Annotated in this window: 14 protein-coding genes; 9 read left to right on the forward strand and 5 right to left on the reverse strand. The window is 58.5% G+C overall.

The genetic code is table 11. The features are described 5' to 3' along the window. Nucleotides 1–8: 8 nt before the first annotated feature. The gene (gene ruvX, locus ACR0JA_RS00360) at nucleotides 9–473 is read right to left on the reverse strand and encodes a Holliday junction resolvase RuvX (RefSeq protein ID WP_480568352.1); all 465 of its coding nucleotides are present in this window, start codon (nucleotides 471–473) and stop codon (nucleotides 9–11) included. Then, nucleotides 470–1699 carry a c-type cytochrome biogenesis protein CcmI gene (gene ccmI, locus ACR0JA_RS00365; protein WP_480568355.1) on the reverse strand — a complete coding sequence of 410 codons (1230 nt, stop codon included), beginning with the start codon at nucleotides 1697–1699 and terminating at the stop codon, nucleotides 470–472. The genes ruvX and ccmI overlap by 4 nt, the downstream gene beginning before the upstream one ends. Nucleotides 1700–1877: 178 nt before the next feature. Between ccmI and ACR0JA_RS00370 the strand changes: the two genes are divergently transcribed. From ACR0JA_RS00370 to ACR0JA_RS00390, 5 genes are all read left to right on the forward strand, one after another. Then, nucleotides 1878–3122 carry a sarcosine oxidase subunit beta family protein gene (locus ACR0JA_RS00370; protein WP_480568359.1) on the forward strand — a complete coding sequence of 415 codons (1245 nt, stop codon included), beginning with the start codon at nucleotides 1878–1880 and terminating at the stop codon, nucleotides 3120–3122. Nucleotides 3123–3198: 76 nt separating this feature from the next. Next, nucleotides 3199–3528 carry a sarcosine oxidase subunit delta gene (locus ACR0JA_RS00375; protein ID WP_480568362.1) on the forward strand — a complete coding sequence of 110 codons (330 nt, stop codon included), beginning with the start codon at nucleotides 3199–3201 and terminating at the stop codon, nucleotides 3526–3528. A gap of 67 nt (nucleotides 3529–3595) precedes the next feature. Then, entirely contained in the window at nucleotides 3596–6610 is a 3015-nt protein-coding gene (locus tag ACR0JA_RS00380) for a sarcosine oxidase subunit alpha family protein (RefSeq protein ID WP_480568365.1), read from the forward strand. Continuing rightward, nucleotides 6603–7175, forward strand: coding sequence for a sarcosine oxidase subunit gamma (locus tag ACR0JA_RS00385; protein ID WP_480568368.1), 573 nt, complete (start codon nucleotides 6603–6605; stop codon nucleotides 7173–7175). Before ACR0JA_RS00380 ends, ACR0JA_RS00385 begins: the two co-directional genes overlap by 8 nt. Nucleotides 7176–7399: 224 nt before the next feature. Further along, nucleotides 7400–7882 (forward strand): hypothetical protein, encoded by a 483-nt coding sequence (locus ACR0JA_RS00390; protein ID WP_480568372.1) that lies wholly within the window; start codon nucleotides 7400–7402, stop codon nucleotides 7880–7882. Between the two features lie 159 nt (nucleotides 7883–8041). Here the strand turns inward: ACR0JA_RS00390 and ACR0JA_RS00395 are convergent, their stop codons facing one another. Next, nucleotides 8042–8431, reverse strand: coding sequence for a hypothetical protein (locus ACR0JA_RS00395; protein ID WP_480568375.1), 390 nt, complete (start codon nucleotides 8429–8431; stop codon nucleotides 8042–8044). Nucleotides 8432–8533: 102 nt separating this feature from the next. After that, complete coding sequence (locus ACR0JA_RS00400; RefSeq protein ID WP_480568377.1) at nucleotides 8534–9295, reverse strand: FkbM family methyltransferase; 762 nt, start codon at nucleotides 9293–9295, stop codon at nucleotides 8534–8536. 99 nt (nucleotides 9296–9394) lie between these two features. Between ACR0JA_RS00400 and ACR0JA_RS00405 the strand changes: the two genes are divergently transcribed. The 3 genes from ACR0JA_RS00405 (at nucleotide 9395) to ACR0JA_RS00415 (ending at nucleotide 11539) form a co-directional block, all read left to right on the forward strand. Then, nucleotides 9395–9994, forward strand: a complete 600-nt coding sequence (locus tag ACR0JA_RS00405; protein WP_480568380.1) for a superoxide dismutase — start codon at nucleotides 9395–9397, stop codon at nucleotides 9992–9994. Nucleotides 9995–10100: 106 nt separating this feature from the next. Further along, nucleotides 10101–10880, forward strand: coding sequence for a metallophosphoesterase (locus ACR0JA_RS00410; RefSeq protein ID WP_480571088.1), 780 nt, complete (start codon nucleotides 10101–10103; stop codon nucleotides 10878–10880). Nucleotides 10881–11086: 206 nt separating this feature from the next. After that, the gene (locus ACR0JA_RS00415) at nucleotides 11087–11539 is read left to right on the forward strand and encodes a host attachment family protein (RefSeq protein ID WP_480568383.1); all 453 of its coding nucleotides are present in this window, start codon (nucleotides 11087–11089) and stop codon (nucleotides 11537–11539) included. Nucleotides 11540–11578: 39 nt separating this feature from the next. On the opposite strand, the gene ACR0JA_RS00420 is transcribed toward ACR0JA_RS00415, so the two are convergent. Next, nucleotides 11579–12127, reverse strand: a complete 549-nt coding sequence (locus ACR0JA_RS00420) for an LOG family protein (RefSeq protein WP_480568385.1) — start codon at nucleotides 12125–12127, stop codon at nucleotides 11579–11581. Between the two features lie 126 nt (nucleotides 12128–12253). Here ACR0JA_RS00420 and ACR0JA_RS00425 point away from each other — a divergent pair, with 126 nt between their 5' ends. Further along, nucleotides 12254–13615, forward strand: coding sequence for a LysM peptidoglycan-binding domain-containing protein (locus ACR0JA_RS00425; RefSeq protein WP_480568388.1), 1362 nt, complete (start codon nucleotides 12254–12256; stop codon nucleotides 13613–13615). The last annotated feature ends 23 nt before the right edge of the window (nucleotides 13616–13638 follow it).

The following is a 13638-nucleotide window of genomic DNA, read 5'->3' on the forward strand; positions in this document are numbered from 1 at the left end:
CCGATCCTTCAAAGAAAGCGCAGTCTGTCCAAAGCTCCTTGCAGGATATAACCCGCTGCGACGTGATCAATAACCTGTCCGCGACGTTTTCGTGTCGTATCCGCCTCAAGCAGTGCTTTTTCTGCCGCAACTGTGCTGAGCCGTTCGTCCCAGAACCCGATCGGAAGGTCTGTCAGCCGCGTCATGTTGCGGGCGAACGCGCGGGTCGACTGACAGCGTGGGCCTTCCGACCCATCCATGTTCATGGGCAGACCCAACAGGATGCCGCCGATCTCGCGGTCGCGGACAATCTCGATCAGGCGGGCGGAATCCAATGTGAATTTCTTGCGACGGACGGTTTCGAGCGGGCTGGCCACGGTGCGCATTCGGTCGGAAACGGCGACGCCGATGGTCTTTTCGCCCAGGTCCAGTCCCATCAATGCAGACATCTGCGGCAGGGCGGTTGCAAAGTCCTCAAAGGCATCATGTATCACGGTTGCAACCCAGCTTGCTGTGCGGCTGAGCGGATCAGGACGATCGCCTCTTCGTTATCCGCAAATACGTCCATCGCCTCGTCCCGGATACTGGCTGCGCGGTCGATGTCGCCCAGCACACCAAGGGCCGCGATCAGGCGGGCCCATTCCTGGGGCGTTCCACCTTCGGTCGCCAGCCGATCCGAAAGCTGATTGACCATGCCCAGGATCATCTCCTGACGCTCTTGCGCGGTTAACTCAGCTGCGGCCTGCATGTCGTCTTGAGACGGGCCTGGCGCCGCCGGCGCAGCACTCATATCCGGCGCGTTGAAGACACCGGCGCGAAACGCCAATTCGTTGATTTGCGCCCGAATGGCATCCGCCCAAGGTGCCCCCGCAGGTGCAGAGCGCAGCGTGTCGACCCAAACGCGATACGCCAGATCGGGTCGGCCGGTCTGGGCCAGCATCTGACCCCAATAATAGCGCGCAGGCCCCATATGCGGATCACGGTCCAGCGCCTGTTGCAGCGCGTCTTCGGCCTCGGGCGAGACATAGCCGCCCGCAGCGAGGATCATCATCTCGGCCAGATCTGCATAGGCCAGCGCCGCGGCTGCGTCGCCGGACAGCTCGATAACCCGGCTTTGTGCCTGATAGGCCGCGCGAAAGTTCCCGGCATTTGTCTCATGCTGCGCCAAAAGCATGTGGCCCTGAATGTCATCGGGCCGGCTCGCCACCGTCTCACGCAGTTGTTCCAGTAGGTTGGCATAGCTTTCGTCCAGCGTCGGCGCGGATGGCGGAGTTGCCATGCTCTCGGCCTCGGACTGGCTGGGGCGGTTCTCGCGCAGATCTCCCGCCATCTCCAACCGCGCCGACAGCGGCATGTCGGGAAATCCGGCAGCGCCCATTCGGTGATATAGCGCAAGCGCACCGCCCACCAAAAGGGCGGCCACCACCACCAGAGCGGCCACGGAAACGGCGCGAGACGGGCCGGTCGTCCCGCCTTCGCCGCGCGACTGAGCGTCGGCAGCCAGAATGCGCCGGGAAATTTCTGTGCGCACCCGTTCGGCATCTGCCTCGGCGATCACGCCACGGGCCAGATCACGGTCCACACCCGCCAACTGTTCGCGGTACACGCGCAGATCATAATCAGCCGTCGGCGTATCCGTCTGCCGCCGCCGCAGCAACGGCAACGTCAGAAATCCCGCGATCAGCAGTGCAATAAGGAATGTGATAACCCAGAACGTCATTGTCCCTCCGGAGTCGCTGCCCTGACTTAGACCCGCCGGACTGGCGAAAAAAGAGGCAAAAGGCCGCGAACCGTCCTTATGTCGCAATATTGCGATATTGTGACGTTGCACGGCACAGGTAAAATGCGCTCACGCGGCATATCTGCGCCCAATCACCGAAGACCGGACGGATTCGCTCATGAAACACTATTCAGCTTTTGCTGTGGCGCGCGAAGCGCTGCGTTATCACACCGGATGGGAGCGCGCCTGGCGGTCGCCCCAGCCCAAGAAACGCTATGACGTGATCATCGTCGGCGCCGGTGGTCACGGGCTGGCGACAGCGTATTATCTGGGTAAGAATTACGGCATCCAGAACGTCGCGATCATCGAAAAAGGTTGGCTGGGCGGCGGCAATACCGGCAGGAACACCACCATCATCCGGTCGAATTACCTGCAGGATCCCTCTGCCGCCTTGTACGAAAAGGCGCGCGGTCTTTATGAGGATCTGAGCCAGGACCTGAACTACAACATCATGTTCAGCCCGCGCGGCGTGATGATGCTGGCGCAGACCCAGCATGAAATTCGCGGCTATCAGCGCACGGCGCACGCCAATGCGCTGCAAGGGGTCAAGACCGAATGGATCACCCCTGAACGTGTCAAGGAACTGGTGCCGATCATCAATATCGACGGGCCACGCTATCCGGTTTTGGGCGCGCTTTGGCAGGAACGCGGCGGCACCGCGCGGCACGATGCGGTGGCCTGGGGCTATGCCCGCGCCTGTTCGGCCATGGGCATGGATATCATCCAGCAGTGCGAGGTTACCGGCGTGCGGTCCGACAATGGTCGTGTTGTCGGTGTCGACACCACCAAAGGGTCGATCGATTGCGACAAGTTGGGGATCGTGGTTGCAGGCCACTCGGGCCAACTGGCCGAGATGGCAGGCTTCCGTCTTCCGCTTGAGGCGATTGCCCTGCAGGCGCTGGTGTCCGAGCCGATCAAGCCCTGCATGGACGTGGTTGTGATGGCGAACACTGTGCACGGCTACATGTCGCAATCCGACAAGGGCGAGATGGTGATCGGGGGTGGCACCGACGGGTTCAACAACTACACCCAGCGCGGTTCGTTCCATCATATCGAAGAGACCGTCCGTGCTCTGGTCGAGACCTTCCCGATGATCTCACGTCTCAAGATGCTGCGGCAATGGGGCGGCATTGTGGACATGACCGGTGATCGCTCGCCCATCCTGTCGGCGACACCGCTAGGTGGATGTTTCATCAACTGTGGCTGGGGCACCGGTGGGTTCAAAGCAATCCCGGGCTCGGGCTGGGGCATGGCGCAGCTGATGGCCACGGGCCATTCGCCGCTGACCGAAGCCTTCACACTCGACCGCTTCAAAGAGGGCCGCTTCATCGACGAAAGCGTTGCCGCAGGGGTGGCGCACTAAGGGCTGCGCCCTCGCTGCTTCACCAAAGAATACTGGTCGGCCCACGTGCCGACCGACCGAAAAGAAGGATGACCACATGCTGATCCTGAATTGCCCCTATTGCGGCGTGGACGCCGAAGAAACCGAATTGGCCGCGGGTGGTGAGGCGCATCTGACGCGCTATGGCCCGGGCTCGTCGGATGACGAGTTCCACGACTACCTGTTCATGCGCGAAAACCCCAAAGGCGTTCACTTTGAACGCTGGCGCCATGCCAATGGTTGCGGCAAGTGGTTCCACGCCGCCCGCTGCACACAGACGCTCGAAGTGTTCGGCACCTATTCCGCCCAGACCACCGAGCCGCCGCAAGAGATCAAGGATGCCATCGCGGCCAAGCGCCCTGGATGGAAATGGAGAGAATTCTCCTGATGCTTCATCTTTTCCAAAATACTCCCGCCGGAGGCTCCGACACCTCCACACGCGAAAGGTTCGCAAAATGAGCACCCGTCTCGCAAAACAAGGCCGCCTGATTGATCGGTCGAAACAGGTTTCCTTTTCCTTCAACGGCACCACCATGCAGGGGTACGAAGGCGACACTCTTGCCTCGGCGCTGCTGGCCAACGATCAGATGATGATGGGCCGTTCGTTCAAATACCACCGTCCACGCGGCGTTGTCGCCAGTGGTGCCGAAGAGCCGAACGCTCTGGTCGGTCTGGGCGAAGGCAACCGGTTCGAGCCGAACCAGCGCGCCACCACGACCGAGCTGTTCAACGGTCTGACTTCGGTTTCGCAGAACCACTGGCCCAACCTGGAATTCGACGTCGGGGCGATCAACACCCACCTGTCGCGCTTTCTGCCTGCTGGTTTCTACTACAAGATGTTCATCCATCCGAAACCGTTCTGGAAACACGTCTACGAACCGTTCATCCGTCAGTCTGCCGGACTGGGCAAAGCACCCGACAAGGACAGCCGCGATGCGGATACCTACGAACATTTCTACGCCTTCTCCGACATTCTGGTGATCGGCGGCGGGATCGCGGGTCTTCAGGCGGCGAAAACCGCTGCGCAATCCGGTGCCAAGGTGATGCTGATCGAGCAGACAGCTCATTGGGGTGGTCGTGCGCCGGTTGATGGGGGAACCGTCAACGGTGAACCTGTGGATAAGTTCGTGGAACAATTGGTTTCCGAACTCGAAACAATGGACAACGTCACCATGCGCAATCGCTGCATGGGGGCAGGGGTCTATGACCACGGCTATGTGCTGGGTTATGAGCGTCTGACGGATCACAAGCCGGGCACACAAGGCCCACGTCACCGCCTGTGGCGCATCCGGGCGAAACAGGTCGTCACTGCAACTGGCGCGATCGAACGCCCGCTGTCCTTTGCGGGTAACGATGTGCCGGGTGTCATGCTGGCCTCTGCGATGCGCGACTACGTCGTGAACTGGGGCGTCACCCCCGGTGAGCGCGTGATCGTTGCCACCAACAACGACGATGCCTATCGCACGGCGATCACTCTCAAACAAGCCGGTGTCGATGTATTGCGTGTCGTCGACGCCCGTGCCAGCGCCGGACCTCTGGCGGAGGAGGCGCGACAGCTGGGCATTCGCGTCGACCCCGGCAAAGCTATCGCCAAGGTCAAGGGCGGCAAGCGCGTCAAGAAGGTCGCGCTGTGCAATCAGGACGGCATCGGTGGTGCGCGCGAAGAGGTCGACTGCGATGCGGTTGCCATGTCGGGCGGTTGGTCCCCGGTCGTTCACATGTGGTCGCATTGCGGCGGCAAACTGATCTGGGATGAAGCCAACGCTCATTTCCGCCCGGACCCTTCACGCCCGCCATTGGGTGCGGATGGAGAAGGTTTTGTTTTGGCCGCAGGGTCGTCGAACGGCCCGCTGTCTTTGGGTGAGGTTCTGAGCGATGCCGTCGCGGCCGGCAAAGCCGCAGCCAAGGCAAGCGGCCACAAACCCAAGAACACCAAGGCTCCGGTCGGCGAGGCCACCGACGAAGCGGCGATGGAAGCGGTCTGGCTGATGCCGGCAAATGCCGACATCCAACTGCGGATGAAATCATGGCTCGACTTTCAGAACGACGTCAAAGTGTCCGATGTACAGCTTGCTGCGCGCGAAGGTTATGAAAGCGTCGAGCATACCAAGCGTTACACCACGCTGGGCATGGCAACTGATCAGGGTAAGTTGAGCAATATCAACGGTCTGGCGATCCTTGCTGATGCACTGGATTCAGAAATTCCGAAGGTTGGAACCACGACTTTCCGCCCGCCCTATACGCCGATCTCGATGGCCTCAATCGGCGGTGAAGCGCGCGGAGAAGTGTTCCAGCCGATCCGGCAAACCCCGATGCATAACTGGCATGACAAGAACGGGGCAGATTGGGAACCAGTTGGCCATTGGCGCCGGACCTATGCCTATGTCCGGCCCGGTGAATCCGTACATGACGCGGTGAATCGCGAGGTGAAGAACACCCGCGAAAACCTCGGACTGCTGGATGCTTCGACGCTGGGCAAACTGATCGTCAAAGGCCCCGATGCGGGTAAGTTCCTGGACATGATGTACACCAACATGATGTCCACGCTGAAGGTTGGCAAATGCCGCTATGGCCTGATGTGTTCGGAAAATGGCTTCCTGATCGACGACGGTGTTGTTGCCCGGATCGATGAGGACACATGGCTGTGCCACACCACCACCGGCGGGGCCGAGCGTATCCATGGGCACATGGAAGAATGGCTGCAGACCGAATGGTGGGACTGGAAAGTCTATGTCGCGAACGTCACCGAGCAATACGCTCAGGTCGCCGTGGTCGGCCCCAACGCCCGCAAGGTGCTTGAGAAGCTGGGCGGCATGGACGTCAGCAAAGAGGCGCTGCCCTTCATGGAATGGCGCGATGGCAAGATCGGTGACTTCGACTGCCGCGCCTACCGCATCTCGTTCTCGGGTGAGCTGTCCTATGAAATCGCCGTGCCTGCGTCGCAGGGTCAGGCGTTCTGGGACGCGCTGATCGAGGCCGGAAAAGAATTCGGCGTCATGCCTTACGGCACCGAATGTCTGCACATCCTGCGGGCCGAGAAGGGCTTTATCATGATCGGCGACGAGACCGATGGCACCGTGATCCCTCAGGATCTGGGGTTGCACTGGGCGCTCTCGAAGAAGAAAGAGGATTACCTCGGAAAACGCGCCCACTCGCGCAGCCATATGGCCGATCCCGAGCGGTGGAAACTGGTTGGTCTTGAGACTGTGGATGGTTCTGTCATTCCAGACGGCGCTTACGCAGTGGGCGAGGGCGTCAACGCCAACGGTCAACGCAACATGATCGGTCGCGTGACCTCGACCTATTACTCGGCCAATCTGGGCAAAGGTATCGCCATGGGCCTGATCAAACACGGCCCGGATCGGATGGGTGAGATCGTCGAGTTCCCCGGAACCGACGACAAAATCTACAAAGCCAAGATCGTGGACCCGATCTTCTTCGACAAGGACGGGGAGAAGCAGAATGTCTGAACCCATCAGTGCACTGAACCACGCCAGCTACGACGGCATTGCGAAGATCGAGGAATGTGGCCTGCAGGGCATGATCACCCTGCGCGGCGACCTGTCCGACAAGGTGTTGCTCAAGGCCGTCAAGGACGCCACCGGCCAGAAAGTTCCCGGTCAGCGCGAGGCATACGTCAATGGCGACACCGGTGTTTGCTGGATGTCGTCAGACGAATTGCTGGTGCTGGTTCCGTATGCCGAGATCAACGCTAAACTGGCCGCAATGAACAACGCGCTCAGTGGGACTCACGCCCTTGCGGTCAACGTCTCTGACGCGCGGGCGTTGTTCCGCATCTCAGGTGCAAGCGCGCGCGAAGTGCTGGGCAAGCTGGCCCCCGTGGATCTGTCGGCCGAAGCGTTCCAGCCCGGCCAGATCCGCCGCTCCCGTCTGGCCCAGGTGGCAGGCGCGTTCTGGATGGACGATGCCGAGACCTTTCGTGTTGTCTGCTTCCGGTCGGCAGCGGACTATGCGTTCAACCTGCTCAAGGTTGCGGCGCAACGGGGCAGTGAGGTTGGGGTGTATTCAAGTTGACAGCCGAATTGACTGTTTGACTTGTTACCCTCCGGGGCGGTTCGTTTTCGCCGCCCCATATCCGAACTAAATTGGATTGTAGCGCTATTGAGCCCAATTTTTGTAGCCAGCAAACACCACCTAAAAATGAATTGATAAAGTAAATTTTCGCGATTTGCGTGTTCTGCCCGAACCAATTAGTTGTTCTAACTCGTTGAACAAAAATCGAAGGATCGAATTTACGAATGAAATACACATTTATTTTGGCTATTTGCGTCGCAGGCATTGCTGCGGTTCCTTCAAGTACTTTTGCGCAGTCTTTCAAGGAAAGTTTTGAGTGTACTTTCAAGCGCGGCCTTGCCAATCGTCCGACGCCTAGAAAAGTGGTTTTTTCGGTGGACGAATACGGCCGTTCAGCTCTGTTGCATGATGTCCAAATACCCGAAATCGACACAAATGTCGGATCCGGACAGATAAAGCAGAATACGCCACGGTATCTATCGATTTCTTGGGTCGGCAGAAATTATACATTTTCTGAGACCGGTCTGACCTACGCGACAAACGAAGCTCGAATCGACGCTATCGACTTGGTTGATCACGAATTTTCAGTACGGTTTGACAGGAAATCGATGAAAGCAACGGCAAAATCGAGATCTTTGAGCTCGTATATGCCGCGCGATGGTTTTGCCAAGGGTAAGTGCACTGCGATTGCCTTGCCCAAAAGTTGACCGATTCTCAGGTGGCACTAAAGGTTGTGCCTCGAAGTCTGCTGTCGAGATTGAGCGTTGAGCGGAACGCAGGCATCAACGAGATACCTTCATATTGAGGTTGAGGCGTACTAACCAGGCTTATGAGACAAAGCCCCGGTCAAACCGGGGCTTTGTTGATTATTTGGTTTCGCAGGTCCCGACGCCGTAAGGTTTGTTCGCGGCGTTTGTTGATACGAATGACATCCGCACCTTCACGCTGTTGTTTTTCGGGTCGAGGTTGGCCTGATAGCGAACGCGCATGTTTCCACCAGCAGAGGCCTTTTCAGTGACATTCCAGGACATGCGATAACCCTTGTTTCCGCGACTTTTGAAACGGGTTGGTGTCCAGTCATGGTAATCGCTCGCTGACTTGGCTGTCCCTGCGGTGTTGTCCACACGAAAAGCGTAACTGGGCGCAATCCAGCCATGGCCGTCCTGCTTGGTCATCGTGCAGTTGTAAGTTACCGCTTCAGCGGAGGCGATGTGGGCGTAAAATAGGGTTATTAGGGCTATTGACAAATGTTTCATGAGGTCCGTCAGATGTTGAATTTAACGTCTGACAGCAAACACTTAGAACGCGAAGAGGCAAGGCGTAACACGTCTGAAGCGCGAAAACATCACGGTCGATCTCTATTTGTGCAACAGCACCGTCTGAAACCGTGACAGGGCGACCGGTGAAAGGAGTTGATCGGGGGTGATCGTCTGGAGATTCTGATCCTTGATAACGGGGTAGAATGACAGTTGATCCAAAAGCGACCTGACGGCCTGTTCCCGATCCTGATCCGGCAACAGAGGCGCATGTAGCGACAGGAACAAAGCGGGTTGATGTTGCTCCAACCAGGGCAACAGTGTCGGCAGGACAAAGAACTCGGCCCCTTCGATGTCCATTTTGACCAGAGAAACGCCGGTCAGGTCGGTGACCGTCTGAAACTGATCCCATGCAATTGTCAGCGCATCTGTGCCATGCGTGCCATCGTGCAGCAGTGAACTGGTGGAATCGCCGGGCTCTCCTCGAACCGAAGCCATTCGGGCCACGCCAAATTGCTGGGACAGGGCAACACCAAAGGCCGAGACGTTGTGGATGTCATTCAACTCCAGATTCCACGCCAGATGGCGGAATGCAGTCGGGTCGGGCTCAAAACACCACACTTGCCGTGCCTTGCGGGCCCCGTACAGCACGGTTGGACCGATCCATGCGCCGATATCCAGATAATCGCTTTCTGGCGACAGGAATTGATCCAGTACGGCGAACGTCTCAGGCTCCCACGCGCCGGAAGACGCTTTGCGCCAGAATTTTGAATGATAAGGGTCCAGATGGAACGGCTCACCATTCAGGTTTCCCGCATAGTAACCGCGGGCGCGGTAGAACATCTTGCGCGCCTGTGTCAGCATCGCGGACCTCCGGGTTTTCTTGTCTCGGCTCTTGACCTGCGCGCGTCGCCAAAGCATTTAACCTTGGGAACCGCAACTTACATTTAACAGGGGGCCGACATGGCTTTTGAACTTCCTGATCTTCCTTATGCACATGACGCGCTGGCAGCCAAGGGTATGTCCGCGGAAACGTTGGAATTTCACCACGACCTGCACCACAAGGCTTATGTCGACAACGGCAACAAGCTGATCGCCGGAACCGAGTGGGACGGCAAGTCGCTGGAAGAGATCATCGTTGGCACCTATGACGCAAACGCCGTGGCGCAGAACGGTATCTTCAACAACATCAGCCAGCTGTGGAACCACAACCAGTTCTGGGAAATGATGGGCCCTGGCGACTATGGCATGCCCGGTGAGCTGGAGAAGGCTCTGACCGAAAGCTTCGGCTCGGTCGACGAGTTCAAGTCGCAGTTCAGCGCTGCTGGTGCCGGTCAGTTCGGCTCGGGCTGGGCGTGGCTGGTCAAGAACGCCGACGGCTCGCTGGCGGTGACCAAGACCGAAAACGGCGTGAACCCGCTGTGCTTTGGTCAGACCGCCCTGCTGGGGTGTGACGTGTGGGAGCACAGCTACTACATCGACTTCCGCAACAAGCGTCCGGCTTACCTGTCGAACTTCCTGGACAACTTGGTGAACTGGGAAAACGTCGCATCGCGGATGTGATCGGTTGAACCGTAAGAAATTTCTGAAAGGCCTGCTTGCGCTCACGCGAGCAGGCCTTTTTCATGCTGGATACAAGTTCTTTCTAGAGCCGGCTCTCAAGTTGCGTGTGCGAAAGTGGGAAATTCGGCGTCAAGATTGGCCGAATCCGTCGCTTCGCATTGCTGTTGTTTCCGATCTGCATGCCGGGGAACCCTTTGTTGGTCTGAAGCGAATCCAGCAGATCGTGCGCCGAACGAACGCGATCGCGCCGGATCTGATATTGCTGTTGGGCGATTTTGCCCGGGGACACAGGTTTGAAACCCGTTCGGTCAACGCCGATGACATGGCTCGCAAACTCGCAGGGCTCGAAGCCAAGCACGGTGTTTATGCTGTGCTTGGAAACCATGATTGGTGGGAAGATCGCGCAGCGCAACGGCGGAAAACAGGCCCGAACAAGTATGGCGAAGCGCTTGAAAGTCACGGAATCCCGGTACTTTCAAATTTTGCCGTCAAACTGCCGGATGCGGGTATCTGGTTGGCAGGGTTGGAAGATCAACGAGCGATCCTTCACGGTTTGCGGAAAAGTCAGGGATTGGATGATTTACCGGCAACGCTTGCGCAGATCACCGATACCGCACCGGTTATTATGATGGCGCACGAACCGGACGTTTTTCCAAAGATGCCTGAACAGGTCGCGCTAACGCTTTCCGGGCATACCCATGGCGGGCAGATTCGGGTGTTCGGCTGGGCGCCTTTTGTACCTTCGCGTTTTGGTAATCGATACGCCTATGGCCATGTGCGCGAAAATGGACGGGATTTGGTAACCTCTGGTGGCATCGGGTGCTCGATCCTACCCCTTCGGTTCGGAGTGGCCCCAGAGATCACCGTGGTCGAGCTGTCAGTATGACAAGTGAAATCTTGCCGACACGTCAACTTTCGAACTCTGACCTATTGTACGTCCCTCCGCAGCACCTAGCTATATGATAGGCGGGGGAGAGAACCGCCAAATAATTGAAAAGCAACGCTGTTGCGCGCGAAGAAACTCTTCGCGCGAACGGGAAATTGCGCCGAATTTTCGGGGGACCAGCAGTTAGAACCGAACAGGAGAGCACGATGGCAGCACTTGAACAGGGAACTTGGGTTATCATTGCAGACGGGGAAAAGGCGCTGGTGATGGAGAATGTCACCGACGCTCAGGACCCCAATCTGGTTGTTGTCTCGGTCGAGGAGCCGGACGCACCAAAAACCAAGCCAACCGACCGCGCCGGGCGTCGATATGACGGCGGACCCAAGCAGAAATCCGCGGTTGAAGAGGATCACTGGAAAACGCATGCCAAGTCACTGTTCGTACAGGACGTCGCCAACCTGCTGAACCGCAAGGGTCTGAAAGGCGCGTTCAAACGGCTGGTTCTGGTCGCCAGCCCGCATGTGCTGGGTCTGCTGCGGCGGCGTCTGCACAGCGATGTTCTGACCAAGGTCGTGGCCGAGGTCGACAAGACGCTGACCAACCACCCGCTGCACAAAGTTGAGCAGATCCTGACGTCGCGGTTGGCAAAGCCCGCCTGAATTGGCCGAAAACCCTCGGGCGGCATGGGCCGCCCGACCTCAGATCAGGTTGCGCAAGCTGGACATTGCGTCGTCAGGCGTTTGGACCCATGTGAGGAATTCGGCCAGCGACGCATCAGCGAATTCCTGATCCAGAACGTGATCCAGAAGGTTGCGCAGGCTGTCCCAATACCCGTCCACGTTCATGACCAGAATCGGCTTGTCGTGCAGGCCCAATTGCCGCCATGTCAGCGCTTCGAACAGTTCGTCCAATGAACCCGGCCCACCCGGCAGCACGACCACGGCGTCGGCATTCATGATCATGACCTTTTTGCGCTCGTGCATCGTTTCGGTAACGATGAATCGGGTCAGGTCGGTCTTGCCGACCTCGCGCCGCAACAGATGCACCGGGATGACGCCGAACGTGTCGCCGCCTGCGGTTTGTGCTGCACGCGCAACTTCTCCCATCAACCCCACATCGCCAGCCCCATAGACCAGTCGCCAACCCTCCTGGGCCAAGAGCGTTCCAAACTGGCTGGCGGCCTGCGCATACGCCGGATTTGTGCCATTGCGTGACCCGCAATACACACAGACGGATTTCTGGGGCATGGAATGGTGTCTCCGGGCTTGTGTCAGAGGTTTTGACCCCTGATAGCGGGATTGATAGATTGGCTCAACCGTCCAATGGAATGCCTGCAACTCAGGGTGTTTAAGGGGCGGAATGAAAGGACAACAATGAACGCCAAATCGGGAAGCGGAAGCTCTGGAACATTTGTCTGGGGGCTGGTTGCGGGTCTTCTCGCGTTGCTGGGCGCAGGTGGTTTGTACATGGCGGGTGTCTTTGGCAGCGCCCCGGCCCCGCAGGAGACGGCCACCGAGCAACCGACCGACGCATCCGATGCCGCCCAAGCACCTGCCGCGACGGACGAGGTGACGACCGAAGCAGAGCCTGCGGATGATGGGGCAGGGGAACAGGCGGCGCAAACCCTCGAGCCAGCGACAGAAGAATCCACCGACAATGCAGAGGCCGCAGAACCCGAAGCACCAGAGGCAGTTGCTGCCGCACCGGTCCTGGATCAGATTTTTGTCGAACCGGATGGAAATGCGGTGCTGTCGGGCAATGCAGAACCGGGATCTCGGGTCAATATCCTGCTGGATGGCGAAACTGTTCACAGCTTTACCGTCGATGAAACCGGACAATTTGCCGAGTTCCTTTCGATCCCGTTTGCAGACGACGCGCGGGGGTTGGTTCTTGAGACGCAGGGCGATGATCAGACGGTTCGATCCGACGACTATCTGATCGCAGCCTTGCCTGATCCCGAGCCCGAAGCGGAGGCTCAGATCGTTGCCGAGGCTGAGCCTGCCGCGCCCGAGGCCCCCACCGAAGATACAGCGCAGGTCGCGCCGGAGGCCCCGGTCGAAGATACGGATGAAACCGCTGCCGCGCCGACCGAGGAGTCGGTGCAAGAAGAACCGGAAACTCAGATTGCAACAGCGGAACCGGCAACCGAGAAAGAACCTGTCGCAGAATCCCAGCCTGAGGTTGCGCAGGATCAGCAGGTGGCGATCTTGCGCTCGGGCGAAGAGGGGGTTGAGTTGGTTCAGCCTCCTGCGGACGTCACTCCGCCGGATCAGGTTGCGCTGGATACGATCGGTTATTCCGAAGCTGGCGAGGTTGAACTGACCGGGCGCGTACAGGACGAATCGACCGTTCGGCTGTATCTGGACAATGAACTGGTCGCCGATCTTGATCCCGTCGATGACGGCCAGTGGCGCGGCGAGATCGAAGGCGTTGATCCGGGCGTCTATACCCTGCGCGTCGATGAGGTTTCGCCCGAAGGAGAAGTGGTCAGCAGGATTGAAACGCCGTTCAAACGCGAACCCATCGAAACCTTGCGCGCAGCAGAAGAGGCATCTGGTGAGCAAACGCCCACGATCCGTTCGGTGACGGTTCAAAAGGGCGACACGCTGTGGGCGATTTCACGAGAACGGTTTGGCGACGGCATCCTGTACGTGCGTCTGTTCGAGGCCAACCGCGAGGCGATCCGCGATCCTGACCTGATCTACCCCGGGCAAATCTTTACGATCCCCGAATAAGACAATCCCTCTGGCCCTGTTGA

This window comes from Ruegeria sp. AM4 (assembly GCF_056540665.1).